The sequence below is a fragment of the Bacillus carboniphilus genome, from assembly GCF_039522365.1.
Lineage (GTDB): Bacteria > Bacillota > Bacilli > Bacillales > JC228 > Bacillus_BF > Bacillus_BF carboniphilus.
The window spans coordinates 90,085-115,434 of the sequence record NZ_BAAADJ010000024.1; the positions used below are offsets into that span (position 1 = coordinate 90,085).

Annotated in this window: 25 protein-coding genes; 22 read left to right on the plus strand and 3 right to left on the minus strand. The window is 39.2% G+C overall.

Translation table 11 applies throughout. The features are described from left to right. The first annotated feature begins 76 nt into the window (after positions 1 to 76). A complete protein-coding gene (locus tag ABDZ91_RS13965; RefSeq protein WP_343799965.1) occupies positions 77 to 904 on the plus strand; it encodes a hypothetical protein in 828 nt (275 codons plus the stop codon). Positions 905 to 1,050: 146 nt separating this feature from the next. On the opposite strand, the gene ABDZ91_RS13970 is transcribed toward ABDZ91_RS13965, so the two are convergent. Continuing rightward, positions 1,051 to 1,296, minus strand: coding sequence for a hypothetical protein (locus tag ABDZ91_RS13970; RefSeq protein ID WP_343799967.1), 246 nt, complete (start codon positions 1,294 to 1,296; stop codon positions 1,051 to 1,053). Positions 1,297 to 1,371: 75 nt separating this feature from the next. Between ABDZ91_RS13970 and ABDZ91_RS13975 the strand changes: the two genes are divergently transcribed. The 3 genes from ABDZ91_RS13975 (at position 1,372) to ABDZ91_RS13985 (ending at position 4,595) form a co-directional block, all read left to right on the plus strand. Beyond that, entirely contained in the window at positions 1,372 to 2,712 is a 1,341-nt protein-coding gene (locus tag ABDZ91_RS13975; RefSeq protein WP_343799969.1) for a S8 family peptidase, read from the plus strand. A gap of 153 nt (positions 2,713 to 2,865) precedes the next feature. After that, a complete protein-coding gene (locus ABDZ91_RS13980) occupies positions 2,866 to 3,900 on the plus strand; it encodes an asparaginase (protein ID WP_343799971.1) in 1,035 nt (344 codons plus the stop codon). Between the two features lie 74 nt (positions 3,901 to 3,974). Further along, positions 3,975 to 4,595: a M50 family metallopeptidase gene (locus tag ABDZ91_RS13985; RefSeq protein ID WP_343799973.1), complete on the plus strand. Its 621-nt coding sequence runs from the start codon at positions 3,975 to 3,977 to the stop codon at positions 4,593 to 4,595. Positions 4,596 to 4,656: 61 nt separating this feature from the next. On the opposite strand, the gene ABDZ91_RS13990 is transcribed toward ABDZ91_RS13985, so the two are convergent. Beyond that, the gene (locus ABDZ91_RS13990; RefSeq protein ID WP_343799974.1) at positions 4,657 to 4,947 is read right to left on the minus strand and encodes a hypothetical protein; all 291 of its coding nucleotides are present in this window, start codon (positions 4,945 to 4,947) and stop codon (positions 4,657 to 4,659) included. A gap of 230 nt (positions 4,948 to 5,177) precedes the next feature. Between ABDZ91_RS13990 and ABDZ91_RS13995 the strand changes: the two genes are divergently transcribed. The 15 genes from ABDZ91_RS13995 to hutH all read left to right on the plus strand — a co-directional run bounded on the left by ABDZ91_RS13995 (position 5,178) and on the right by hutH (position 21,681). Next, entirely contained in the window at positions 5,178 to 6,110 is a 933-nt protein-coding gene (locus ABDZ91_RS13995) for an ABC transporter ATP-binding protein (protein WP_343799976.1), read from the plus strand. Positions 6,111 to 6,132: 22 nt separating this feature from the next. Then, entirely contained in the window at positions 6,133 to 7,254 is a 1,122-nt protein-coding gene (locus ABDZ91_RS14000) for an ABC transporter permease (protein WP_343799978.1), read from the plus strand. Beyond that, positions 7,251 to 8,348: an ABC transporter permease gene (locus tag ABDZ91_RS14005; protein WP_343799980.1), complete on the plus strand. Its 1,098-nt coding sequence runs from the start codon at positions 7,251 to 7,253 to the stop codon at positions 8,346 to 8,348. The genes ABDZ91_RS14000 and ABDZ91_RS14005 overlap by 4 nt, the downstream gene beginning before the upstream one ends. Positions 8,349 to 8,389: 41 nt before the next feature. Beyond that, positions 8,390 to 9,490 carry a sensor histidine kinase gene (locus ABDZ91_RS14010; protein ID WP_343799982.1) on the plus strand — a complete coding sequence of 367 codons (1,101 nt, stop codon included), beginning with the start codon at positions 8,390 to 8,392 and terminating at the stop codon, positions 9,488 to 9,490. Then, positions 9,468 to 10,088: a response regulator transcription factor gene (locus ABDZ91_RS14015; protein WP_343799984.1), complete on the plus strand. Its 621-nt coding sequence runs from the start codon at positions 9,468 to 9,470 to the stop codon at positions 10,086 to 10,088. Before ABDZ91_RS14010 ends, ABDZ91_RS14015 begins: the two co-directional genes overlap by 23 nt. A 25-nt stretch (positions 10,089 to 10,113) precedes the next feature. Next, positions 10,114 to 10,905 (plus strand): nucleotidyltransferase domain-containing protein, encoded by a 792-nt coding sequence (locus ABDZ91_RS14020; RefSeq protein WP_343799986.1) that lies wholly within the window; start codon positions 10,114 to 10,116, stop codon positions 10,903 to 10,905. A gap of 280 nt (positions 10,906 to 11,185) precedes the next feature. Continuing rightward, positions 11,186 to 12,451 (plus strand): metal-dependent hydrolase family protein, encoded by a 1,266-nt coding sequence (locus tag ABDZ91_RS14025; protein WP_343799988.1) that lies wholly within the window; start codon positions 11,186 to 11,188, stop codon positions 12,449 to 12,451. Between the two features lie 94 nt (positions 12,452 to 12,545). After that, entirely contained in the window at positions 12,546 to 13,718 is a 1,173-nt protein-coding gene (locus ABDZ91_RS14030; RefSeq protein ID WP_343799990.1) for a hypothetical protein, read from the plus strand. A 147-nt stretch (positions 13,719 to 13,865) separates the two neighbouring features. Continuing rightward, positions 13,866 to 15,587 carry an ABC transporter ATP-binding protein gene (locus ABDZ91_RS14035; RefSeq protein ID WP_343799992.1) on the plus strand — a complete coding sequence of 574 codons (1,722 nt, stop codon included), beginning with the start codon at positions 13,866 to 13,868 and terminating at the stop codon, positions 15,585 to 15,587. 502 nt (positions 15,588 to 16,089) lie between these two features. Continuing rightward, positions 16,090 to 16,800 carry an MBL fold metallo-hydrolase gene (locus tag ABDZ91_RS14040; protein WP_343799994.1) on the plus strand — a complete coding sequence of 237 codons (711 nt, stop codon included), beginning with the start codon at positions 16,090 to 16,092 and terminating at the stop codon, positions 16,798 to 16,800. A gap of 15 nt (positions 16,801 to 16,815) precedes the next feature. Next, positions 16,816 to 17,385 carry a TetR/AcrR family transcriptional regulator gene (locus tag ABDZ91_RS14045; RefSeq protein ID WP_343799996.1) on the plus strand — a complete coding sequence of 190 codons (570 nt, stop codon included), beginning with the start codon at positions 16,816 to 16,818 and terminating at the stop codon, positions 17,383 to 17,385. An 85-nt stretch (positions 17,386 to 17,470) separates the two neighbouring features. Then, positions 17,471 to 18,253: a threonine/serine exporter family protein gene (locus ABDZ91_RS14050; RefSeq protein WP_343799998.1), complete on the plus strand. Its 783-nt coding sequence runs from the start codon at positions 17,471 to 17,473 to the stop codon at positions 18,251 to 18,253. A 38-nt stretch (positions 18,254 to 18,291) separates the two neighbouring features. Then, complete coding sequence (locus ABDZ91_RS14055) at positions 18,292 to 18,741, plus strand: threonine/serine exporter family protein (protein WP_425541833.1); 450 nt, start codon at positions 18,292 to 18,294, stop codon at positions 18,739 to 18,741. 33 nt (positions 18,742 to 18,774) lie between these two features. After that, on the plus strand, positions 18,775 to 19,965 hold the full coding sequence (locus ABDZ91_RS14060) for a class I SAM-dependent rRNA methyltransferase (RefSeq protein ID WP_343800000.1): 1,191 nt from the start codon (positions 18,775 to 18,777) through the stop codon (positions 19,963 to 19,965). Positions 19,966 to 20,190: 225 nt separating this feature from the next. Next, positions 20,191 to 21,681 (plus strand): histidine ammonia-lyase, encoded by a 1,491-nt coding sequence (gene hutH, locus ABDZ91_RS14065; RefSeq protein ID WP_343800002.1) that lies wholly within the window; start codon positions 20,191 to 20,193, stop codon positions 21,679 to 21,681. Positions 21,682 to 22,146: 465 nt separating this feature from the next. Here the strand turns inward: hutH and ABDZ91_RS14070 are convergent, their stop codons facing one another. Continuing rightward, a complete protein-coding gene (locus tag ABDZ91_RS14070; RefSeq protein WP_343800004.1) occupies positions 22,147 to 22,278 on the minus strand; it encodes a YuzL family protein in 132 nt (43 codons plus the stop codon). Between the two features lie 112 nt (positions 22,279 to 22,390). Here ABDZ91_RS14070 and ABDZ91_RS14075 point away from each other — a divergent pair, with 112 nt between their 5' ends. The 3 genes from ABDZ91_RS14075 to ABDZ91_RS14085 all read left to right on the plus strand — a co-directional run bounded on the left by ABDZ91_RS14075 (position 22,391) and on the right by ABDZ91_RS14085 (position 25,022). Beyond that, positions 22,391 to 22,633, plus strand: a complete 243-nt coding sequence (locus ABDZ91_RS14075; RefSeq protein ID WP_343800020.1) for a YkuS family protein — start codon at positions 22,391 to 22,393, stop codon at positions 22,631 to 22,633. A gap of 219 nt (positions 22,634 to 22,852) precedes the next feature. Further along, complete coding sequence (locus tag ABDZ91_RS14080) at positions 22,853 to 24,043, plus strand: glycine C-acetyltransferase (RefSeq protein ID WP_343800006.1); 1,191 nt, start codon at positions 22,853 to 22,855, stop codon at positions 24,041 to 24,043. Positions 24,044 to 24,071: 28 nt separating this feature from the next. Further along, the gene (locus ABDZ91_RS14085; RefSeq protein WP_343800008.1) at positions 24,072 to 25,022 is read left to right on the plus strand and encodes an L-threonine 3-dehydrogenase; all 951 of its coding nucleotides are present in this window, start codon (positions 24,072 to 24,074) and stop codon (positions 25,020 to 25,022) included. Positions 25,023 to 25,350 lie beyond the last annotated feature (328 nt).

A 25,350-nucleotide genomic window follows, 5' to 3' on the forward strand; every position in this document is an offset into this window, starting at 1 on the left:
AAAATTACGAAAAAATAGCCTATAATCCTTCGTAATGGCAATACTGTATGTATAATCCATTATGGAGTGATTATATTTGAGTACAGGTCAAGGGTCTTATTTATTTCTAGTTATCAGTAGCCTTTTTTGTATCGTACTTGCACTTCTAAAAACAAGATCTCAGAGAATGGTTCTCTTATTTCTAGCAGTGGCAGGACTTATACTTTTTGTGGACTACATCATTTACGTTTTAGGAAAAGCATATCAATATATCCCTGATATAGTGCCCGGAAAGTATGATTCCCACGTGGGTGCGTTGTTTAATGCACTGATATTATCTTCAACGGCATGTTTATTTGCGGCCTATCAAGTTTGGTGGATTTGGAGCATCGCAATTGCTCTTATTTTTGCAGGAATTGAGCAGGTATTTCTAAAGATAGAAGTGTATAAGCAAAACTGGTGGAATACTGGCTTTACCTTTTTTAGCTTTATTTTTTATTTTCCAATCGTAAAAAGCTGGTGGAACACCCTGCACAGGTGGCATGGCCTAAAAACGCGAGTGATTACATTAGCACTAGCCCTGTATGCAATTCGAGTTCCATTAGGAGTTGTTCAGTATGGGGTTTTGGAAAGTAGAACATATGAAGTTCAATGGCTTGAAGCAATTGGGAAAGACGGGGCAGCCGTTCACTCATGGGTAATCATCCCAACATGTGTCCTATTGGCATTTCTCATTCTTTCTAATCTTAAAATATATTGGTCTTTCATGACCGTTATTTTGTTCTTTTGTATAGACCTATTTTTGAAGAAAATAGGAATCATACATGTTAACCATTCTTGGGATGCCATATATTACATAAGCGCAGACACAATAACCCTACTTGTGGGAATATATCTAGGTAAGCTTATAACAAATAGTCAATAAAAAGGATACCGTTAAAACGGTATCCTTTCTTCAATTAGTTGAAATTCAAGCACTAACGACTAGAAATATTAGGCAATAAATGGCATTCGTCCAATCCTTCGTTTTGTATGATGCATATACAAAAGTAACGAGGGAAAGTGGCTGATTCAATGTGTAATAAGCATAGACACCACCGTTGTAAGAAACACCATAAGCATTGTTGCTGTAGATGTCATTGTGAGTGCTGTTGCAAATGCTGTTGTAAATGTCACTCCGAATGCCATTGCAAATGCTGTTGTAAAAAGAAGAAACACTGTAAAAGAAAGTGCAAGCACCATCGTAAACATCACTGCTGTGACTAGCGATAGGTAATAATCTAAAAATGACCCTATAGGTACCCACATATTTTTCAAAATGTGGACAAACACACTCTCTAATGATCTTTACTTTCCATATCTTATTAAAAAGATAGATTGGAGGGTGGAATTGTGTTTGGTTATTCTATGGTGCAAACGGTTCGAATGAATGCTCATAAACTAGATCGCCCATTAAGGGACAAGGTATTAAATATGTATAAACCTTTTAAAATGACACCGTGTTTTCTGCATAAAATGTTCGAAGGTTTCTTAAAAAAGACGAAAAAATTACCGGTAATAATAGAGTTTGAAAAAGAGAACTACCAAATAGGATGTCATGAGGTTCATCAAGTACTTGATTCTAGTTCTAGATGTAAAGTCAAAAAAGAATTCTCAACTGTACCTTGTTGTAGTGCAGTAGTAACACCTGCTGGCCTAGATGAAATTTTAAATAACTGTAAATCGGTTAAAAAGATCTACCTAAATCGAGAGGTAAAAGCATTACTAGATACAGCTGTTGGGTCTGCGAATGCCAGAAGTATTGTAAGAAATAACACAACTCTGACTGGAAAAAATGTAACGGTAGCTGTCATTGATACAGGAGTTTACCCACATTTGGATCTCTCTGGGAGAATTATTGACTTTGTTGACCTAGTGAATCAAAGGCAAGAAATTTATGATGATAATGGACACGGGACACATTGTGCAGGCGATATAGCTGGGAATGGTGCAGCCTCTTCTGGTAGATATGTTGGTCCAGCTCCAGAAGCTAATATTGTGGGTGTAAAGGTTTTAGATAAAATGGGATCTGGTTCGTTGGATACAGTCATGCAGGGTGTAGAATGGTGTATCCAACAAAATGAGAGCAACCCCAATTATAAGATTGATATTATAAGTATGTCTCTTGGAAGCACTGCCCAACGTATGGCAGGTGAGGATAGTGACCCAATGGTTCAAATGGTAGAAGAAGCATGGGCCAGGGGGATTGTTGTATGTGTGGCTGCCGGTAACGAAGGCCCTGAACCTGAAACAATTGCAAGTCCAGGTATCAGTAATAAAGTGATTACTGTAGGTGCTTACGATGATCGTGAAACAGAGGCGAGAAGTGATGATGATGTGGCCAGCTTTTCAAGCCGTGGCCCTACAGTCTATGGGGTAGCAAAACCAGATTTATTAGCGCCTGGTGTAAATATTGTGTCATTACGTTCACCTGATTCATTTATTGATAAACTTCAAAAGAGTAGCCGGGTGGATACGGAGTATTTTTCTATGTCAGGCACTTCAATGGCAACGCCAATTTGTGCTGGGATTGTTGCTTTGATGCTTGAGTATAACCCTAATTATTCACCTGATGATATTAAAACACTATTAAAACAAGGGGTAGTTTTACCACCTAGCCTACAGGAGCTTGATCCTAATGTTTATGGAGCAGGTTTCATAAACGCAGATAATTCTATACCTGTAAGACCTTAATAATTTGTAATCAAGAAGCCCTGTTGACTATCAAACAGGGCTTCTATTATATTTATAGACCTATAAAAATTTAATTTTTCCCAACATTTAAGAAAATACTAAAAATTGATAGAATAGAAGTATGTGAATACTTATGGAAAAGAGGAGATCCTTATGCAAAAAGCTATTTCTGTTTTGAGAGGACCATATATGGAAAGTACGCACGACATTCATGTTGCGGTTGTGAACACGAAGGGAGAGCTATTATATTCATACGGTGACCCAAACCGATTAACCTTTCCTCGTTCTTCTATGAAACCGTTTCAGGCAGTGCCAGTCATTGAAACAGGTGCGGCAGATGCTTATCAATATAGTGATGCTGAACTATCGCTTATATGTGCATCACATAGTGGTGAAGGAATTCACCGGAGTAGTGTAATGGATATTCTAGGAAGAGTTCAGCTAGAAGAAGAAGCTTTGCAGTGTGGGACTCATATTCCAAGAGATATAGATAGCTATAACGAACTAATTCGTAATGGAGGAGAGTTGACACCAGTGTTTAGCAACTGTTCTGGTAAGCATTCTGGCATGCTAACTACAGTTGTACATATGGGTGAAGATGTTCATACGTATAGAGAAGTAGAACATCCTCATCAACAGCGAATTTTGCAGGCAATTGAGGATGTGTGTAGCTTCCCTAAGGAAAAAATTGAAATGAGTGTAGACGGCTGTGGTGTACCAGTCCATCGATTACCACTCTTTCATACTGCACTAGGCTTTGCAAGATTAGCAGACTCTTCCTCACTAGAAAATAAAACCCGTGCACACACACTGGAAAGAGTTCGAAGAGCCATGACATCATTTCCAGAGATGGTTGGTGGAACAGACCGGTTTGATACGGACCTTATGCGTGTGTTCAATGGTAGAATCGTAGCCAAAGCAGGTGCGGAGGCTGTCCAGTGCCTGGGAGATGCTGAGACAGGAATTGGAATCGCGATAAAAGTGGAAGATGGGGGTCCAAGAGCAACTAGTGTAGCAACAATGGAAGTGTTAAAACAGCTTGGAATCGGGGAAGAACACCATTTTGCACAGCTTGAACAATATGTAAATGCACCGGTGTTGAATGCTAGAAAAGATACCATAGGGGTTATTAAAGCTCACTTTCAATTAGTGAAGCATGAGATTGGATTTAATGTAGTACCAAACTAATTGGAATATGAAGGAGGTGGCAAATCATTAGGGCATTTTTTCAAAAGTTTAGTGGTACCTTTATCATTTACATTGTGGTTGCCGCCATCTTGACTAATATCCCCATTGTCGGGAATTACGTAAGTATGATCAATACCGTTATTCATGAATCGGGTCACGCTTTGATGGCATTATTAGGTGGAGACATCCATGAAATCTCCTTATTTGTAAATACAGAAGGCGTAACCTATACGAGTCATTCATCTTGGTTCGGAGGCTTTTTTACAAGTTTAGCGGGCTACATTTTTTCCTCAGCAATGGCTTTCTTAGGCTTTTGGCTTCTGGCTAAGGGAAAAAACAAAGTGTATATAGGAATATTATTGGGCTTTATTGGCTTGAATTTGATTTTCTGGGTTCGTAATTTTTATGGGATCTTTTGGTTAATCACATTTGGCATCAGCTTTATCCTTTTATTGATTAAGTCTAAAAAAGTGGTTGTGGAAACAGTCATCCTATCGTTAGCTTCCATCATTTTAGTGGAATCTGTCACATCTGCCTTTGACATCATGGCCTTAAGTTTTATGCATCCTCAAGCAGCTGGTGATGCTACAAATTTAGCTAAGTCAACCGTCATAATCCCTGTTCAAGTTTGGGGTGTGTTTTTCTTTGTACAATCCATTTGGTGGGGTGTCTTGAGTTATAGAATGGGATTATAAAAAATTTAGAAAAAACGGTGTGTTCGAATGAGAAAACCATTCGAACACACCGTTTTTTAGTTTAATCTTTCTCTTCCTCTTTACGCCAAGGCCAATTTCCGCCATGGCCCCATTGTCCGTGCCCATGACCCCAATGTCCGTGTCCGTGTCCCCAATGACCATGATGCCCATGATGTCCATGACCCCAATGTCCATGGTGTCCATGATGTCCATGACCCCAATGTCCATGGTGTCCATGGTGTCCATGATGTCCATGCCAACTGCCACCTTGTCCGCCCCAAGGCCAATTTCCGCCATGGCCCCATTGTCCAGGCCAGTTACCTAGTTGTCGATTATTATCTGAACTCATCATAACGCCTCTCTTCTTAAGATTTGTTCCCACTACTAGGGTATGTCCCATAGGGCTTGTATGTATGGGTCTTAATCCTATGAATACGGCCTATTTCTTGTTTTCCAACTCACCCTTCATTTTCAAATATGACAATTGTCATATCAACTTATTCTTTATATCACTACGAAGAAAGGTATTTTTTAAGTACGATGAATTTAGAAAATGAACGTAGCTAATGAGGAGGAGTCGTAATGTTAGTTGAGGTTAAAAATGTCATAAAAAGATATGGGGATTTCCTTGCTCTTGACCATATGAATTTCTCAATTAGAGAAGGAGAAATCTTTGGGTTGCTTGGTCCTAATGGAGCGGGTAAAACCACAACAATCAGTATTCTTTCTGGACTTACTAAGTTTGATGATGGAGAAGTTAGTTTTCTTGGCAAGGATATTTCACGTCATGAAAATGAAGTCAAAAGAGAGTTAGGAATTGTTCCACAAGAGATTGCCCTCTTTGAAGATCTAACCGCGTATGAAAATCTTCACTATTTTGGGCGATTGTACGGATTAAAAGGGAGCCTACTAAAGGAAAGAATTGAAGAGGCCCTTCGGTTTACAGGACTAGTAGATAGGAGAACAGAGCGTCCCAAAGGTTTTTCAGGGGGAATGAAGAGAAGACTTAATATTGCGTGTGCCATCCTACATCATCCCAAACTCATTATTATGGATGAACCAACTGTAGGTATTGATCCGCAATCTCGAAATCATATTCTGCAATCGATTAAGGAATTAAACCGAATGGGATCATCCATTATTTATACGTCTCATTACATGGAAGAAGTAGAGGAGATTTGTTCTAGAATTGCTATTGTGGACCATGGGCGAGTGATTGCTCAGGGTACAAAGGAAGAGTTGACTTCTCTAGTATCTTCGGAAGAGAAACTGGTAGTTGATCTATCATCGGTTAACTACACAGTTGTTGAGAAAATAAAAGAGTTTCACAGTGTTTTAGAATGCGTAGTAAACGGTAATCAGTTGGTTGTAATCGGGAAAAAGGGGGAACAAAATGTCAATCGGCTGATTCATACGATAACGGAGTCAGGGTTAGAAATTCTATCCCTCTCCATAGAAAAACCTAGCTTGGAATCTGTATTTTTAACAATAACTGGAAGATCACTTCGAGATTGATGGGAAAGAGGTGGAAAAACAAATGCAAACGATAACCATTGCCTACTATACCTTTTTGCGGAATATAAGAGATACGAAAGGGCTGCTAGCTTGTACTTTACTTCCTATCGTGCTGATGCTCATTTTGGGAAATGCTCTGAATAGCGAGTTTACGCCGAAAACGTTAGAAAAGTTAAAGGTGGGGGTGTACCTTGAAGAAGAGAATGGTATGGTTCAATCAACCCTTTATCAATTTTTTCAATCAGAAGAACTGTCTTCCCTTACCCAATGGGAGGAGGTAGCCAGTCTTGAGGAAGGAATTGAAATGGTTAAGTCTAATCAATTGGAAGGCCTTATCTCCTACCCCATGGACAAACATTATGATTTGGAAAATGGAAGTCAGGGGAGCATTCAATACTATACCCGAACCAAAGATACCTTTTTCGAGCCATTTTTAGAAAGCTACATTCGTACCTTTAACCTCAATGTGGCGTTATTAAACTTAAACAAGGAACGATTTGTACCTAATGATGAAAATGCAAACATAGAAGAAGTAAAAGTCATAACTGAGGGGAAAATTCCAAGAGGGATTGACTATTATTCTATTGTTACTCTATTTCAAGCTCTGTTGCTAAGCGGTTTATTTGGGATTTTTGCAGTAACAAAAGATTCAGGGAATCATACAAATGTAAGATTTTTGACTGCACCTATTCGAAATCACCAAATTATTCTTGGAAAACTAATTGGAAGTACTCTCACTCTTTACAGCATAACGGTATTTATTTTCCTTGTGAGTAAGTTTGCCTTTGGCGCAAACTGGGATGGAAATATCATATTGATTTTAACTGTTCTCTTCCTATTTTCGATTACTGCCACTTCCTTTGGAATGCTACTAGCTTATTTATGTAAAAGTACCATGATGGCAGCATTAACCTTGTTCATTGTTTCTACCATATTTACGTTATTAGCAGGTGGATTTTCCCCGTTGGAAGGGAAGGCTTTTGATGTACTAGGTAAAATTTCACCTAGTTCATATAGCCAGGAAGTATTATTTACGAATATTTACGAGGGGACGATCGATACCCCTTCGTTAGTTGGTGTTCTGGTATACACAACTATTTTGGTGACCTTCACATTTGTACTTGGAAGGAGGAGAGTCGTATGAGTATCTTATTATTCACCTTGAAAAGAATACTTAGAAATAAGGTTCAGCTATTCTTTATTCTGTTGTTTCCTTTTGCTTTTATGTCCTTTGGATTTATTGGGGAACAACCATCAATTAAGGTAGCTGTTATTGACAAGGACCAGACCCCATTCACTGAGAGATTAAAGGATGGTCTTGAACAAAGGGCTAAGATCCGCCATGTAGAGGAAGAACACATGGAAGAGAAACTACTTTCCTTAAGAATTGATTATATCATTGTAATAGATAATGGTTTTACGGATAAGGTGATCAGAGGAGAAGGCGGAGGAATTACATCTTATTCAGTAAAAGAATCTAATTTTTCCGTACCTGTACGTATTTTTTTAGAACAATGGATTGGCCATGCAAAAGCTATTGCTAAGGCCGTCGATAACGAACCTGAAAGCTTTTATAAGGAATTTGAGGAGTATGACGAAACGGGAGCCCTTAAGATTCAGGAAGAGCTAGTGGCTGACCCAGGTATCTCCAGAACTAGAACGGTCATGGGATACTTAATTATTTCCGTACTGTATACATCCATAATTGTAGGACTATACATTATCTTAAATAAAAATAATCATACCCTTATTCGGACATTGGCAGCCCCTATTAGTCTAAAAAGCTACATGTTCCAGACGGTTAGCAGCTTTATTCTAATCTCTATTATTCAAATGACCCTGGTTTTACTAGTATTAAAATGGGTGTATAAATTGTACCTAGGTGACTCTGCACTGTCCATTTATTTGATGTTAACCTTATTTTCACTTGTATCTGTTTCATTTGGAGTTGCCATTAGTTCGTTTTCAAAGAATATTACCCAAGCATGCTTAATTGGGGTTGGTGTGATGGCACCGATGGCCATGCTAGGAGGAGCATATTTTCCACTTGATTATGCCCCAGAGTCACTCCAAACGGTTAGTCAGTTCACTCCTGTTTCATGGGTTCTAACAGGAATAGAAAAACTATTACAGGGAGAGTCAATTACATCTCTTGGGAAGGAAATGGGGATTTTACTTTTATTCGCGGTTATATTCTTTTTATTGGGAACGTTTAGAAAGGTAGATATAGCGAAATAGCGGAAGACTGGTATAATGGAAAAAAAGGGAAGTTGGGTAAAATGGGCTATACTTTAAAAGGGGTTTTATTTCTATATCTAATCGTAAACCTTGTCATCCAGGCTGAAATTTCATATGAAGAATTATTACTTTTTCTTATCATTATTGCGATTCAAATATGGAAAGAGAGATATTATAATTCTATTTATTTATCAATTGGAACACTTGCGTTTATTTGTATAGCCGTTCCTATAAATCCCGCCTATAGTGTTCTATTTGCTGTAGTATTATATGATTTTATTATATATACATCGATAAGTGGAGCACTAATAACGTGTTTGCTAGCTATTTTTTTCTCAATAGGAGATATATTGATTTTAAAAAATAGTGTGATTTTAATAGTAAGTGGTCTTTTGGCATATGGAGTTGAAAAACGTAATAAAGAGTCGGAGACTTACTTACAGACACTGGATAATGAAAGGCGATTACGTTATGAGCTTGAACAAACAAAGGCTAAGCTCCTTCATTCATCCAAAGAGATAGCGAATATCGTAGAAATAAAAGAGAGAAATAGAATTGCTCGGGAAATTCATGACAGCATTGGTCATAGCTTAGCTGGGATTCTAATACAACTCCAAGCAGCATACAAACTACATGATCAAGATGAAACCAAGTCAATGATGATGATACAGAAGTCAATAAAAGGTCTTTCGGAATCGGTAGAATTACTCCGAAATACTGTCCATAATTTAAAACCACGTGAGAACGTAAGCATAGAGTACATTCATAACATCATCGATAATTTTAGCTTCTGTCCGGTTCAGCTCAAATTTTTAGGGGACTTTAGTAAAATTCCAGCCAGCCATTTAGAAATTGTGTCAACGAATATAAAGGAAGCCCTGACCAACGCTGCCAAGTATTCTCAGGCGACAAATATTCAGGTCAATATTGATGTAAACGAACAATACACGAGGTTGTATATAAAAGATAATGGGGTTGGGTGTGACCATATTACAGAGGGACTGGGTTTAAGCGGTATGAGGGAGAGAATCCGCAATGTTGGAGGCAGCCTCTCTCTAAGCTCTAAAGAGGGATTCCTAATTGTTTGTCTTATTCCAAACCGGGACAGGAGTGGGGTATTTGAAAGTCTTAATAGTGGATGATGATGCACTGATTCGGGATGGTTTAAAGATTCTAATAGACTTGGAAGAAGATTTACAAGTAATTGGAACTGCAAGTAATGGTCAAGAAGCCTTTGATTTTTGCCAAATACAAAAGCCTGACCTTGTGTTGATGGATATACGAATGCCGGTTATGGATGGGGTCCAGGGAACACAGCTTATAAAAAAATATGACTCCAATATAAAGGTGGTTATACTAACAACTTTTAAGGATGATGATTATATAAAAGAGGCCATCAAATCTGGTGCAGAAGGATATATTTTAAAAAACCAGCCAACTGATAGTATCATAGAGAGCCTGCGAGCCGTAGGAAAGGGTACAATCGTTTTTGAAAAGGAAGTAGCTAGTTCATTATCGGCTATGTTGAGGGATAAGAAAACAGTACCAGAGCAGTTTGATTTAACAAAACGTGAATTAGAAATCCTTGAACTTATTGCTGAAGGATTATCCAATAAAGAAATAGCAGATAGAATCTACTTAAGTGTGGGCACCATCCGGAATTATATTACAACCCTACTAGAAAAACTACAATTAAGGGACCGTACCCAATTGGCTATTTTTTATTTAAAGCATTTTTAATAACATAAAAGGAACAGGTGACCAGATGGAAATACCTTTTCAATTGCAAAATTTGCTACAAGAATATACAAAACTAGTGGTTGAGGGGCTAGGGGAAAAAGTCCATGGTGTTTATGTGTATGGGTCCATTGCTCTTGGGGGTTACGAAGAGAGTAATAGTGATATAGATTTTATAACCATCCTAAACGATCAGCCTGATGATATTAACTTTAAAAGAATGGTTGAAATTCATCAAAATCTACAGGAGAAATTTGAAATAGCAAAAAAGATGGATGGATCGTATATACAAAAAGCAGACATAGGTTTGCTAAATGATAAGCTTTCCCCATATCCGTTTGTTAATGATGGGGTAATAAGGAAAGGTCATTGGGATATAAACTACGTGACTTGGTGGGTGTTAAAAACGAAAGGGATTACTCTATACGGCCCTAGCATAAGGGAAATGGACATTCCAGTTTCTTGGGATCATGTAGAAGAGACCATGAATTATAACATTCATCAGTATTGGAAAAAGAGGATAGAAAGAGTAGATTCCTCTATAGATGACGTGGATGTTGCGGATTCCGTTTTAACACTATGTAGAATCTATTTTACTCTTACGGGTAAAATAATTATTCCGAAAGTCAAAGCGGGTGAGAGTCTACTAGAAAGAGAAGAATTTCGGGAGTGGTCTTCAGTCATAAGGGAGGCAATTCGGATTCGTAAAGGAAACAATCAGGTATCGGAAATATCTTCAAAACAAGCTAGAGTAGAAAAAGTAGTTCAATTTGTCAGCCATATGATTGATACATGTAGCAAAATAGTAACGTCACGCTAATAATTCCTGTTATAAAACAGGGATTTTTTTTAGCTCTTGTTTAGTACATAAAAACAGTAAAGCGATAAATTTTTTTAATGAAATTTAATTATTCTGTCAGCCCTGATCTATTGCTGTTGGTGGCGCTTACATGACAAAGTGAATTTTCACTCAATTTAAAAAACTTCGAAAAAAGGACTACCCAAATAAAAAAGCCTATGATAAAATCCAATAACAATAAAGGTTATTTAGTTATCCGAAATATTTGTCAAATTTAACCGAAAAGGGAGAGTGTTGAGTCATGGCGTACAAGTTAATTAAAAATGGAACCTTGATTGATGGTAATGGTGGTCAGCCATTAGTAGACGCAGCTGTATTATTGAATGGTAATAAAATTGAAGCTGTTGGAAAAGTGTCTGAGGTACAAGTGCCATCCGGAGACGTTGAAGTAGTAGATGCACAAGGTGGATTTATTCTTCCGGGATTCATCGATACTCACGTTCATATGCTGTTTGAAGTAGGTAAGGTCGAAGAAAGCTTAACAACTCCTTTTTCATACAAGTTTTATAAAGCTACTCAGTTTATGAAAAGAACGGTCGATGCTGGTGTAACAACAGTCCGGGACGCAGGGTTTACAGATTTAGGAGTTAAAAAGGCTGTTGAAGACAAACTGGTTGTTGGACCAAGAATGCAAATTAGTATTACTCCTCTAACAACAACAGGAGGTCATGGAGACCAATGGATGGTTTCTGGAGTAGATATTACTAGCCCAAGCTATCCAGGAGTACCAGATGGCATTTGTGATGGGGTAGAGCAAGTTCGACAAAGAGCTCGTGAGGTTTTACGTGCTGGGGCAGATATTATAAAAGTTCACGCAACGGGTGGAGTTCTAAGTCCTACTGACCATCCAGAATTCACACAGTTTAGTCAAGAAGAATTAGAGGTTATAGTCCAGGAAGCCAAATTCAGACGTGGCGTTAAAGTTATGGCACATGCTCAAGGGGCAGAAGGTATTAAAAACGCAATTAGAGCTGGTATCCATTCAATCGAACACGGAATCTTTATTGATGATGAGGCGATTGAATTGATGTTAGAGCATGGTACTTACCTTGTTCCAACCTTACTAGCACCTGTAGCTGTATTAGAAGCTGCAGAGCGAGATGGATCAATGCCAGAATACGGTGTACAAAAGTGTCGTGAAGTTATTGAATTCCATAAAGAAAGCATCGCCAAGGCTTACCGAGCTGGGGTAAAAATCGCAATGGGTACGGATGCAGGTGTTATGGCACATGGAACAAATCTTCGTGAACTTGGACTCATGTGTGACATTGGAATGACTCCTATGGAATCTCTTGTGGCTACTACAAAAGTGGCTGCTGAATGTATGGGCTGGGAAGACAAAATTGGTACAGTTGAAGCTGGTAAGCTAGCGGATATTGTCATTTCACAAACAGACCCACTATCAGATATTCGTTCATTAGAAAACACAGATAACATTGTTGCTGTAATTCAAGACGGTGAATTAGTTAAGAACGCTCTGAACAAGGTTGCTGTGGTTCAGAACTAAGGTGATAAAAGCTGTCCACCATTGGACAGCTTGCCTTTTAACCATTTACTGACATGCTTTAAAGCGATAAAAAATAACTAAGGAGGTAATTAAAATGAATGATCCCATCATTGCGGTATTGTGTATTTTAGGAGTTATGGTTGTAGGTGAGGCAGTTTCTATTTTAACAAGAGCGCGTGTTCCGATGCTCCTTGTTGCAATGCTTGGTTATATGGTCCTAATCTGGACAGGGGTTTTTCCAAAAGAAATTTTAACAACCGCGACACTTGGAACTTTTGGTGCGGTAATGGTAGCACCACTAATTATTCATATGGGTACTCTAATCCCGTTTAAAGTTCTAAAAGGTCAAGTGAAAACAGTCATGATTGCTTTAATCGGAATGGTGGGATCTGTTGTATTAATCGTTGCTATTATTTCTCCTTTATTCGGTTATTCCACAGCTGTCTCTGCAGCAGGTCCATTAGCAGGTGGTACAATCGCCTTTATTATCACCACACAAAAGTTAACGGAAATGGGATTAGCTAGCTTGATTGCTATACCGGCTCTAATTGTTGCGGTTCAAGGGTTAGTAGGAATGCCAATTGCGAACTTCTTCTTACGTAGATTTGCAAATAATGTGAAGAAGGAAATCAATCAACCGGGTTACGCAGAGGTTGCTGCAACAGCTGAATCTTTTATGAATCCGGAAGAATCAAAAAAGTCGTTAATTCCTAAAAAGTTTCAAACGCCAACCGTTCTTTTATTCCAGCTATTCCTTGCAGGGGTGGTAGCTAATTTCCTAGGTAAAGTTACAGGGGTTAACTTTAGTGTATGGTGCTTACTTCTAGGTATTGCAGGAGCTTACTTTAAGTTTTTCCAACCAAAGATGTTGGAACGTGCCAACTCTTTTGGTATTTCAATGGTTGCCTTAATATTCTTTATCATGGTACCGATGACTGATGTAACACCTTCTATGTTTGCTAAATCATTAGGAGTTGTACTTGTTATTATGGTAGTCGGTATCATCGGAATTGTTGGTGGTGGATATATTGCTTCTAAAATCTTTAAGTGGGATTACAATAAAGCAATTGCGGTGGCTTTAACAGCACTACTAGGATTCCCAGCGGACTATATCGTTTGTGAGGAAGTTAGTCGAAGTGTTGGTGAGAATGAAAAAGAAGAGAAGGCCATCTTTAATGAGATTGTAACACCGATGCTTGTAGGTGGATTTACAACGGTTACAACAGGATCGATTGTTATCGCGAGTATTCTGATGAATACATTATAATGATAATTAGGCCCACCATAGAGGGGCCTTTTTTTTCTTTTTCGTCTTTTTTTATTTTTTTGTTTGTAAGAATCTACCTTTTATATTGTTAAAAGAACAACTTAGGATTATAATCCCTCTATTGAGAGAGTTTAGGGGTGAAATATCGTGCTTCGACGTTTTTATACTTATTATCTTCCACATAAGAAGCTATTTTTAATAGATTTTAGTAGTGCTGTTATTGTGGCGATATTGGAATTAGCTTTCCCGTTAGCAGTACAGTGGTTTATTGACGATCTACTTCCAGGTGAAGATTGGTCAGCCATTATGTGGGTAGGGACAGGGTTACTAGCTTTGTATATTGTAAGTACTTTGCTCCAATATATTGTGAATTATTGGGGACATAAGTTAGGAATCAATATTGAAACGGACATGAGGCATCAGTTGTTTAAGCATGTCCAAAGACAATCTTTTAGATTTTTCGATAATACCAAGACTGGTCACATAATGAGTAGAATTACAAATGACTTGTTTGATATTGGAGAGCTAGCTCACCATGGACCTGAGGATGTATTTATTGCAGCTATGACCTTCATTGGTGCGTTTTGGATCATGCTAACCATCAATGTTAAATTAGCATTGGTTGCGATATTAGTTGTTCCGTTTCTCATTTGGTTAATTGTTTACTGTAATTTGAGAATGAACAAAGCTTGGAAGCAAATGTACACGGAAATTGCTGATGTCAATGCGAGAGTAGAAGACAGTGTATCTGGGGCTAGAGTCGTTCAGTCCTTTACAAACGAAGAGTTTGAGATTTCTAGATTCCGAGTGAACAATCAACGTTTTAGAAAAGCAAAATTAGCGGGTTATAAAGTGATGTCATTCAGTACGTCCGGGATTTATATGATGACAAGATTTATCGTATTGATCGTACTAATAATTGGGGCATGGTTAAGCTTCCGAGGGGAACTATCATACGGAGAATTGGTAGGGTTTGTTCTTTATATCAATGTATTATTCAAACCCATTGATAAAATAAGTGCACTCATGGAGCTCTATCCGAAAGGCATGGCGGGGTTTAAGAGATTTACTGAATTACTGGATAATGAGCCTGAAGTATTAGACCGCGCTGATGCTGTAAACGTGAGCTCATTACAGGGAAATATTTCGTTTAGTAATGTTTCATTCCGTTACGATCAGCACAAACCAGTTCTAAGTGAGATTGACCTTGATATCCCCGCAGGAGAAACGGTGGCCTTTGTAGGACCATCAGGAGCCGGAAAAACGACTATTTGTTCACTCATCCCTCGCTTCTATGATGTGGATGAGGGGGCTATTTATATTGATGGACGTGATGTTCGCCAAATGACGAAAAAATCACTTCGATCACAGATTGGGATTGTACAGCAAGATGTATTTTTATTTACCGGTACACTTCGGGAGAATATTGCGTACGGAAGTCTAGGAGCTTCTGAGGAGGAGATTAGGGAAGCAGCCAAGCGTGCCCACTTGGAATCCTTTATTGAATCTCTTCCATTAGGTTATGATACGCCAGTTGGAGAAAGAGGCTTAAAGCTTTCCGGAGGTCAGAAGCAGAGAATTGCGATTGCCCGGATGTTTTTAAAGAATCCTCCTATTCTAATATTGGATGAGGCGACTTCCGCTTTAGATACTGAAACCGAGATGATTATTCAAAAGGCCTTAGCAGAACTAGCTGAGAACCGCACAACGCTTGTGATCGCACACCGATTGGCTACTATTCGAAATGCCGATCGAATTGTTGTCGTCACTGAGGAAGGTATTACAGAGCAAGGTAGCTACCAGGAGCTTGTTGAAAAAGGTGGCGTATTTACTAGGCTTCATAAAGTACAATACGCAAATCAAATATAAGTAAAAGGAAGAAAGAAGTGGCTTTCCAATTTTGAGAGCTGCTTCTTTTTTTATATGGAAGAAACACGAAGGACCTGAAACGTGCTCTATGGTGAGGAGAAGCAGGAAATTTTTTGGGATAGCTGGTTGTGGATCCGCAGAACAATAAGCGGAAACAGAGTCCGGCTGAGGTCTGGCAGCAAGAGAAGTGGACACAGAATCCGCTATTTGTCTCAAAATGCCTATTTTTACCGATGAAGCGGACAGAGGTTCCGTTATATGGTGAAATTCGGTAAGAAAACCCCTCAAAATTGAAGAATAACGGAACCAGGGTCCGTTCGACCCCTGAAAACCGGCATTTTTATTAAAATAACGGAACGAGGGTCCGGTTGTAATGCGATAGCAAGAGAATCGGACACAGAATCCGTTATTTGTAAAATTTGTTGGAAAATAATAGTTGATTAAACTAACATCATTAGTTATTATAAAACTAATGTTATTAGTTTAAAGGGGGAGAATACTCATGCAAGTCATTAAAAAGGGGTCCTTATATCAACTGGCTTTTATGCCACGTTTTTTTCCAGTGAATTGCTATATGGTGGAGGAAGAAAGTAGTTTAACACTGGTTGACACAGCATTGCCTTATAGCTGGACGGGGATTTTGCAAGTAGCAGAACAGATTGGTAAGCCTATTACCAAGATTGTCTTAACACACGGTCATGGAGATCATGTAGGATCTTTAGATACATTAAAGGAGAAACTTCCATCTGTCGAAACTTATATTTCTAAACGAGATGCGCGATTGTTAAAAGGAGATCGATCATTAGACCCGACTGAACCAGAAACACCCATTCGAGGTGGAGTCCCCAAAGACGTGAGGACAACACCTGACTTTCTTCTAGAAGATGGGGATGAGGTGGGTTCTTTAGTAGCCATTTCAACACCAGGGCATACACCGGGCTCCATGTCATTTATAGATAAGCGGACTCTAGCATTGATAGCGGGAGATGCGTTCCAAACAAGAGGCGGAATGGCCGTATCTGGTCAAATTCGCCCGACTTTCCCGTTTCCGGCTATGGCAACTTGGAATAAAGAAGTTGCTATTGAGAGTGCAAACAAATTACTAGGATTTAATCCATCTCTACTTGCAGTAGGTCATGGGAAGATGATTGATCAACCTAATCACTTAATAGACCGTGCAATTCAGGAAGCAAATGAACATGTAAACAAATAGAAAGGATGCAATAAAATGTCACCTAGAAGAGGTCTTGATATAGAAATCATTTTAGAAGCAGCGACCGAAATGGCAGATCAAGAGGGATTAGAAGCTATTACCTTAGCAACTTTAGCAAAAAAGCTAAATATTAAGCCACCTTCCCTTTACAATCATGTAGAAGGACTACCTGGATTAAGAAAAAAGCTTGCGATTTATGGATTAGAACAGCTATTAGAAGAATTAACAAAATCAGCAGTAGGTCGCTCAGGGGATGACGCTGTCCGTGCTTTGGCAATCAGCTATGTCTCGTTTTCAAGGAAGCATCCAGGCCTTTATGAAGCTACTTTAATGGCCCCTGATGAAGATGTTGACCATCAAAAAGCAGCAAGTGCCATTGTTGACTTAATCGTTAACGTTTTGCGAGCCTATGAATTGGAGGGTGAACAATCACTCCATGTTGTCCGTGGTTTAAGAAGTATTTTACATGGTTTTTCTTCATTGGAACAAAAAGGCGGATTCGGATTACCGTTAGATTTAGATAAAAGCTTACATCTTCTCATTAACACATTTCTTGCGGGAGTTCACCAGCTAGTTCAGGACTAACGAGATCATTTTTAGTTTACCTCTTACATTTGGGGACAGTACGGTAGTTGAATGTGATGATAAGAATAAGATAAAGTAGTACTACATGTTTTTAGCGATAGGAGGAGTGAAAGTGAGAGACCATTCCATACCGACTATAGACATTATAGAATTATGCCTACTAGCCGGAAAGTTAATGCTTCAGAATGGAGCTGAAACATATCGAGTGGAAGACACAATGACTCGAATTGCAGCTTCTTTTGGTATTCATCACTCTCATAGCTATGTCATTCCAACTGGTATTATTTTTTCAATAGATGGCTTAGAGCCAAGTAAGTTAATTAGAATCTCCGAAAGGTCTACAGATTTAGAAAAAGTAACCTTAGTCAATAATATCTCACGGAGAATTAGTGGTGGAGAGCTTTCTCATGAGCAAGCCATGATGGAACTGAAGGAGCTGGAGAAGGCTAATTTATTTTTCCCTGCATGGGTTCAGATTAGTGCGGCTGCCATTTCAAGTGCCTGCTTTTTAATTATGTTCGATGGGAAATGGCATGATTTTTTTCCAGCGCTTGTCACGGGAGGCGTTGGTTTCTCATGCTTTTTATATTTGCATTATCTAGTGAAAATTAAATTTTTTTCTGAGTTCTCTGCTTCGTTAATTATAGGGTTCATGGCTTTTTTATTTGTAACGTCCGGGTTAGGCCATGAAATTGATAAGATTATTATCGGATCTGTGATGCCGCTAGTGCCTGGATTGCTCATAACCAACGCAGTTAGAGATTTAATGGCCGGTCACCTTGTATCTGGTTTATCAAAAGGAGCAGAAGCTTTTTTAACGGCTTTTGCAATCGGATCTGGAATTGCTGTAATCTTTGCTTTTTATTAAGGTCTGATTCACATTATAGACATGAGTGAGGGATTGTCATGATTGAGCAGTTGGTGACAAGCTTTGTGGCAACGGCAGCTTTTGGGGTCATATTTAATGTGCCTAGGGAGTCATTATTAAGAGTTGGGTTTGTAGGTATGGCCGGTTGGTTCGTATATAAATGGTTAGTCACGAATCAGTATGATAGTGTGATGGCTACCTTTTTAGCTGCCTTCTTAATTGGATCGATTAGTTTTATCTTCGCAAAATTCTATAGAAAGCCTGTCATCATCTTCAGTGTATCCGGGATTATTCCATTGGTTCCAGGAGGGCTGGCCTATGATGCAATGCGTAGATTTGTAGAAAATGATTATACGCTTGCCATTGAGCTTGCAGCCAAAGTGTTTATGATTTCAGGTGCCATTGCAATGGGATTAGTATTTTCAGAAGTAATGAACCAACTCATTATTAAGGCGAAGAAGAAAGAAAAGTTTGTGAAGCGGGGATAATGGAAAGAAACAAGTTATAGATAGGATGACAGGATGGAAATCACAGTAAAAATAAATTCAAAAGAAGGTAAAAAGTACAAAAGTGGGTACCCACTCATCCTAAAGTCGGCCTTAATGAACCCTGAAGTATTGGAGGAAGAAGGATCGATTATTAAGCTAGTGGATGAGAAAGGGCAATTTATTGGAAAAGGCTACTTCGGCATTCAGAACAAAGGGTACGGTTGGTTATTAACAAAGAATGAAAAAGAGACAATAGACCAAGACTTTTTCAATCAAAAAATCATGGCTGCCATCAATCGCAGAAAGCCATTTTTTGAGAATACTGATACAACCGCTTTCCGTTTATTTAACGGGGAAGGTGATGGAATTGGTGGTTTGACCATTGATTATTTTGAAGGTTATTGTTTAATCAATTGGTATAGTAAAGGAATCTTCAAGTTCAAGGATTATATTATACACTCTATTACTTCCATGCTTCCTGTTAAGGGAATCTATGAGAAAAAGAGATTTGATACAGCGGGTATGTACATAGAAGACGATGACTTTGTCACGGGAGAACGTGCTCAATTTCCCTTGATTGTGAAGGAAAATGGAGTGAAGTTTGCCATCTACTTAAATGAGGGCGCCATGGTGGGTGTCTTTTTGGATCAAAGAGATGTCCGAATGCAAATACGTGACAAGTATGCGAAAGGGAAGACGGTGTTAAACACATTTTCCTATACTGGGGCTTTCTCGGTATTTGCAGCATTAGGTGGGGCTAAGCAGACGACTAGTGTAGACCTGGCAAATAGAAGCCTTCAGAAAACACAGGAACAGTTTGAAGTCAACGGACTCGATCCTGAAAAACAAGAAATTCTTGTCATGGATGTATTTAAATATTTTAAATATGCGGTTCGAAAACAATTATTATTCGACCTTGTTATTCTAGATCCGCCGAGCTTCGCAAGATCAAAAAAGCATACTTTCAGTGCAGCCAAAGACTATACAAACTTATTAAAAGAAGCCATTGCCATTACTGAAAAAGGTGGGGTTATTGTAGCTTCAACCAATGCCAGTAACTTTGGGATGGATAAATTCAAAGGGTTTATTGACCAGGCATTTATTGAAATGAAAGGGAAGTATCAGTTGTTGGAAGAGTTCTCACTCCCTCAGGATTTTAAGGTGGCAAAGGAGTTTAAGGAAGGGAATTATTTAAAGGTTGTCTTTATTCGAAAAATTCATTGACTTATTTGGTGAACCGACATACAATGACTGTAATTAGGGAAGAAGAAATCTTTCGTCGGAAGAGTTGATTTCTATGAAACAGGTCAACCACAATCGAATACATCGTCGTTCTGACGAATCTTTACTTACACATTCAGGAGCTATATCAAGAGAGCTACATTTCTTGGTATAGCTCCTTTTATTATTCTCCCTTTACTTTGGTAAAGGAGGAACGGAGGGGTATAAGTGATTACATTAACTGGGGAACACTTAACATTTTTAGAGGTGGAGAAGGTCCTTTACCAATTTGAAAAAGTAACGGCATCTTCCGGGGCAATGGAAAAGGTAAAAGCCAGCAGGGCAGCGGTAGAAAACATCGTAAATGATGGAAAAATCATATATGGCATTACAACAGGATTTGGTAAGTTTAGTGATGTCTTTATTAAAAAAGGTGATGTAGAAGCATTACAGTTGAATCTCATTCATTCCCATGCATGTGGTGTAGGAGAACCGTTTCCTGAAGTGGTTTCGAGGGCTATGTTGCTACTGAGGGCAAATGCTTTATTAAAAGGATTCTCAGGAGTACGTCCTGTCATCATTGAACGATTACTAGATCTTTTAAATACTAAAATCCACCCTGTGATTCCTCAGCAAGGTTCTTTGGGGGCAAGTGGTGACCTAGCGCCATTGTCTCATTTAGCTCTTGTTTTACTTGGTGAAGGAGAAGTGTTTTATAAAGGAAAAAGAATGCCCGCTATGGAGGCGTTGGCATTCGAAGGGATTTCCCCAGTTACATTAACAGCAAAGGAAGGGCTTGCTTTAATAAATGGTACTCAGGCCATGACAGCAATGGGTGTCGTGTCTTATTTAGAGGCGGAAAAACTTGCGTATCAGTCGGAGCTTATTGCTTCTGTTACTTTAGAGGGATTGCAGGGAATAATGGACGCTTTTGATGAAGATATTCACCTAGCAAGAGGTTATCAGGAACAAGTTGATGTAGCTAGACGGATTCGGGAATATCTTGTTGATAGTAGGTTAGTGACAAAGCAAGGAGAGATTCGAGTCCAAGACGCCTATTCACTACGTTGTGTCCCACAAGTTCATGGAGCAACATGGCAAACCCTTCGCTATGTGAAGGAAAAACTTGAAATTGAAATGAACGCAGCTACAGATAATCCACTTATTTTTGATGAAGGCAGGAAAGTGATTTCCGGTGGCAATTTTCATGGACAGCCAATTGCCTTTGCTATGGACTTTTTAGCCATCGCCATTGCTGAACTGGCGAATATATCAGAACGGAGAATCGAACGACTAGTCAATCCACAGTTAAATGACCTTCCAGGCTTCTTAAGCCCAGAGCCAGGTTTGCAATCAGGAGCCATGATTATGCAGTATGCAGCAGCCTCTTTAGTATCTGAAAATAAGACGTTGGCTCACCCAGCTAGCGTGGACTCCATTCCATCCTCTGCCAATCAAGAGGATCATGTGAGCATGGGTACAATTGGCTCAAGGCATGCACATCAAGTGATTACAAATACAAGAAGAGTGATAGCGATTGAGGCTATTTGTGCAGCACAGGCTGTGGAGTATCGTGGAGTTGATAAAATGGCTACCGCTACAAGGAACTTCTTTAATCAGTTAAGAGAAGTTTCGCCTTCTATTACTGTGGATCGGATTTTTTCAAAGGATATTGAGGCTGTGAATGGTTGGTTGAAGGGGTTAGGCGCCGAAAGATGATTCTGGGGTTGACGGTGCAATTCTGGGGTTGAAGGTGCAATTCCGGGGTTGAAGGTGCAATTCCGGGGTTGAAGGTGCAATTCCGGGTTTGAAGGTGCAATTCCGGGGTTGAAGGTGCAATTCTGGGGTTGAAGGTGCAATTCTGGGTTTGAGGGTGCAATTCCGGGTTTGAAGGTGCAATTCCGGAGTTGAAAGTGCAATTCCGGGTTTGAAAGTGCAATTATGGAGCTGAAGGTGCAATTCCGATTTTTAGGTAAAAGTGGTAAATGGTAAGTTTAAAAGTTTTATTCATAAAATGACATGAAACTCTCAGAAATATTTATTTCTGAGAGTTATTTTCCACAAATAAACAAAAATCTATAAGAAACGCAACTTTCCAGAAGGTTTCCACCAAGATATTCCAGAAAACTCACAAAAAATCTCCTGAGTAATGGACAACCCTACAAGATAATGCTTCTTTAACCCTTACGTTCGTCTTTGCTGCTTTCTCGCAGAGTCCATTTTCTTACTACCTGTCTCAGAGGTTGTCGTACCTTGCCCCTCGACATTAGGTGAACTCATCCCAATTTTAGATGGGTCTTTTTTGGCTCGTTTCATCTATCTAGCACCCCTTTTCAAGATTATGTCGCTTTCAATTGTTAGGATGTACAACGTAAGAATATTTTATGAAGCAATGACGAATCTTACATATATGAGGAGGTGTTGAATGATGGCTAGAATCGGTGTAGAACAATCACTATCAGACGTTCAAGAAGCGTTACGTGCTCAAGGGTATGATGTAACTGAATTAAAACAGGAAAGTGACGCAAATGGATGTGACTGCTGTGTCATCACTGGACAAGACCAAAACGTAATGGGGATTCAAAATGCGGTGACACAAGGTTCCGTTATAAATGCTAGTGGCTTAACAGCAGAAGAGGTTTGCAATCAAGTTAAATCAAAAGTACATTAAAAAGAAACTCGCCCAACCGGCGAGTTTTCTTTATATGTTGAAAAAATAAGATTTACGGTGGAACGAATACAGAATCTCCGTTAAAATATAGATGCAACAGTTAAGATAAGATTGAAGCTACGAGAAATAGGGATACTAGTAGATAAGCAGCATTACTGATAGTAAAGGCTTCAATAAATTAAAGCGCTTACATAAAACTCTATTCAGGAGGTTATTAAATTGACAAGTCAGTCATTAGATCAATTTTTAAATGAAAATCTAGAAGATTTGAAACATAGAGGGTTATACAACGTGATTGATCCACTGGAAAGTCCAAATGGGCCAGTCATTAAAATTGGAGGGCGTGAGTTAATTAACTTATCGTCTAACAATTATCTTGGATTAGCGACAGATGAGAGATTAAAAAAAGCTGCTGAAGAAGCCATTGAAAAATATGGGGTAGGAGCAGGGGCAGTAAGAACGATTAACGGAACGCTTAAGATTCATGAAGAGCTTGAAGAGAAGCTAGCGGAGTTTAAACATACAGAAGCAGCCATTGCTTATCAATCAGGGTTTAATTGTAATATGGCAGCCATCTCAGCCGTTATGGACAAGAATGATGCCATTCTTTCTGATGAATTAAACCATGCGTCCATTATTGACGGATGCCGTCTATCCAGAGCTAAAATTATTCGCTTTAATCATTCAGATATGGACGACTTGCGTGCCAAAGCAAAGGAAGCAAAAGAGTCTGGTCAATACAATAAGCTAATGATTATTACGGATGGTGTATTTTCTATGGATGGAGATGTTGCGAAGCTTCCAGAAATAGTAGAAATCGCCGAAGAGTTTGATATCATGACGTATGTAGATGATGCCCACGGTAGTGGAGTACTAGGAAAAGGAGCTGGAACAGTCAAGCACTTTGGGCTATCTGATCGCGTTGACTTCCAAATTGGGACCCTATCTAAAGCAATTGGTGTCGTAGGTGGATACGTAGCAGGAAAACAAGCGCTTATCGACTGGCTAAAAGTAAGAAGCCGTCCGTTCCTATTCTCTACTTCATTAACACCAGCAGATGTGGCTGCTGCAACAAAAGCAATCGACATCTTATTAAACAGTACAGAATTACAAGAAAAGCTTTGGGAGAATAGTCGTTACTTGAAAAAAGGACTTGAAGAGCTTGGATTTAATATTGGAGAGAGTGAAACACCAATTACGCCTTGTATCATTGGTGATGAAAAAACGACGCAGGAATTTAGTAAACGTCTAAATGAAGAAGGTGTGTATGCGAAGTCTATCGTGTTCCCAACGGTTCCACGTGGTACAGGAAGAGTACGGAATATGCCTACGGCTGCTCACACAAAGGAAATGCTTGATCAAGCTTTAGCGATTTACGAAAAAGTTGGCAAAGAAATGGGCGTTATTTAATCGAAACACCAATGGGGGAAACGTGAATATGAAAAAGATTTTAGTAACAGGTGCTTTAGGTCAGATCGGTTCTGAGTTAACGGGTAAGTTAAGAGCAGTATATGGAGCTGATAATGTTATCGCAACAGATATCCGTTCTAATGAAAGTGATGTTGTATTTGACGGGCCGTTTGAAATCCTGGACGTGATGGATGACAAAAAGATGCATGATATTGTAAAAAGAAATAAGGTAGATACAATCATTCATCTAGCAGCTCTTCTTTCTGCGACAGCAGAGTTAAAGCCTTTATTAGCATGGAACTTAAACATGGGTGGACTAGTGAATGCATTAGAGGTGGCAAGAGAAGAGAACTGTCAATTCTTCACACCAAGTTCAATCGGTGCGTTCGGTCCTACAACTCCAAAGGATCATACGCCACAGGACACCATTCAACGTCCTACGACCATGTATGGAGTGAACAAAGTATCTGGGGAGCTTTTATGTGATTATTATTACCATAAGTTTGGTGTCGACACTCGTGGCCTGAGATTCCCTGGACTTATTTCTTACGTAGCACCACCTGGTGGGGGAACGACAGACTATGCAGTAGAGATTTATTATGAAGCATTACAAAAGCAAAAGTATACATCTTATATTGGTGAAGGTACTTACATGGACATGATGTATATGCCAGATGCCTTGCAGGCCATCGTTTCTCTAATGGAAGCAGACCCTGCAAAGTTAATTCATCGAAATTCATTCAATGTTACGGCTATGAGCTTTGAACCAGAACAAGTAGCAGCAGAAATTAGAAAGCACATTCCAGCGTTTACAATGGACTATCAAGTCGATCCGGCAAGACAAAAAATTGCGGATAGTTGGCCAAACTCCATTGATCCAACAGCTGCTAAAGAGGAATGGGGCTTTAAAGCGGAGTATAACCTTGAAAATATGACAGTCGATATGCTTGAAAAACTGAAGGCTAAGTTAAATGTTTAAATAAAAGATCATATTGAAAATATCTTACTACTTTAGGAAGGAAGGACAATAATTTTATAAGCACTGAGCAGCCCGGATACACGTAGACTCCTGCGGGAAGAAGGACATAGTGAGACCCCGCAGGAGGCACGACGAGGAGGCTCACGGGACGCCCGCGGAAAGCGAAGTGTATACGGGCTGCGGGCAATTACAAAGAAAACCGAGCTCTGCTCGGTTTTTCTCATTTGTGCGCCCAGCATGGGTGCAATCTATAGGGTGCAAGTCCCGAACTGTGAAGGCAGAAGTAGCAGTAGCTTAACGCAAGGGTGTCCGTGGTGACGCGGAATCT

Bases quoted from the DNA above. Each gene is read 5' to 3' on its own strand.
- ABDZ91_RS14020 (WP_343799986.1), top strand. From the start codon at position 10,114: ATGGAAATACCTTTTCAATTGCAAAATTTGCTACAAGAATATACAAAA.
- ABDZ91_RS14000 (WP_343799978.1), top strand. From the start codon at position 6,133: ATGCAAACGATAACCATTGCCTACTATACCTTTTTGCGGAATATAAGA.
- ABDZ91_RS14050 (WP_343799998.1), top strand. From the start codon at position 17,471: ATGTTTTTAGCGATAGGAGGAGTGAAAGTGAGAGACCATTCCATACCG.
- ABDZ91_RS14055 (WP_425541833.1), top strand. From the start codon at position 18,292: ATGATTGAGCAGTTGGTGACAAGCTTTGTGGCAACGGCAGCTTTTGGG.
- ABDZ91_RS14075 (WP_343800020.1), top strand. From the start codon at position 22,391: ATGGCTAGAATCGGTGTAGAACAATCACTATCAGACGTTCAAGAAGCG.
- ABDZ91_RS14010 (WP_343799982.1), top strand. From the start codon at position 8,390: ATGGGCTATACTTTAAAAGGGGTTTTATTTCTATATCTAATCGTAAAC.
- ABDZ91_RS14085 (WP_343800008.1), top strand. From the start codon at position 24,072: ATGAAAAAGATTTTAGTAACAGGTGCTTTAGGTCAGATCGGTTCTGAG.
- ABDZ91_RS14005 (WP_343799980.1), top strand. From the start codon at position 7,251: ATGAGTATCTTATTATTCACCTTGAAAAGAATACTTAGAAATAAGGTT.
- ABDZ91_RS14040 (WP_343799994.1), top strand. From the start codon at position 16,090: ATGCAAGTCATTAAAAAGGGGTCCTTATATCAACTGGCTTTTATGCCA.
- ABDZ91_RS14060 (WP_343800000.1), top strand. From the start codon at position 18,775: ATGGAAATCACAGTAAAAATAAATTCAAAAGAAGGTAAAAAGTACAAA.
- ABDZ91_RS14030 (WP_343799990.1), top strand. From the start codon at position 12,546: ATGAATGATCCCATCATTGCGGTATTGTGTATTTTAGGAGTTATGGTT.
- ABDZ91_RS14025 (WP_343799988.1), top strand. From the start codon at position 11,186: ATGGCGTACAAGTTAATTAAAAATGGAACCTTGATTGATGGTAATGGT.
- ABDZ91_RS14070 (WP_343800004.1), bottom strand. From the start codon at position 22,278: ATGAAACGAGCCAAAAAAGACCCATCTAAAATTGGGATGAGTTCACCT.
- ABDZ91_RS13980 (WP_343799971.1), top strand. From the start codon at position 2,866: ATGCAAAAAGCTATTTCTGTTTTGAGAGGACCATATATGGAAAGTACG.
- ABDZ91_RS13995 (WP_343799976.1), top strand. From the start codon at position 5,178: ATGTTAGTTGAGGTTAAAAATGTCATAAAAAGATATGGGGATTTCCTT.
- ABDZ91_RS14045 (WP_343799996.1), top strand. From the start codon at position 16,816: ATGTCACCTAGAAGAGGTCTTGATATAGAAATCATTTTAGAAGCAGCG.
- ABDZ91_RS13990 (WP_343799974.1), bottom strand. From the start codon at position 4,947: ATGATGAGTTCAGATAATAATCGACAACTAGGTAACTGGCCTGGACAA.